Origin of the sequence: Actinospineispora eucalypti (genome assembly GCF_039543365.1) — a bacterium.
GTDB classification, from domain to species: domain Bacteria; phylum Actinomycetota; class Actinomycetes; order Mycobacteriales; family Pseudonocardiaceae; genus Pseudonocardia; species Pseudonocardia eucalypti.
Window position 1 is genome coordinate 994 of the sequence record NZ_BAABJP010000025.1, and the last position, 358, is coordinate 1,351.

The window sequence follows — 358 nt, forward strand, 5'->3', positions numbered from 1 at the left end:
GCGAGCAGCGAGGTGAGCATCCGCTGCGCGTTGTCGTCCAGGTGCCGCAGCACCTCGTCCACCTGAATCGGTCGCTCCGTCGACTCGATCGGGAAGACGTGATTCGCGCCGACCTCCCGCGCCGGCGGGCCGCCCGGGCTGATCGCCACGTACATCTCGTTGAGCGGGCTCTTCGGACGCAGCAGCAGGCTGGCGTTCTCGTATAGCCGGTGCCCATGCTCCACCGAAAGGGTGAGCCGCACCTTGCCTTGCCGGGTCACCTCGGCGTCGGTGATGTCGCCGACGTTGACTCCGGCGATGCGCACCTCCTGCCCGTTGGCCGGGCTGATGCCCGGGGTGGCGGGGAATTCCGCGCTGA

General features: G+C 69.0%; 1 protein-coding gene. It reads right to left on the reverse strand.

The genetic code is table 11. The features are described 5' to 3' along the window. The coding region (locus ABEB12_RS23270; RefSeq protein WP_345703072.1) for an MlaD family protein at positions 1-358 on the reverse strand (358 nt) is incomplete at both ends.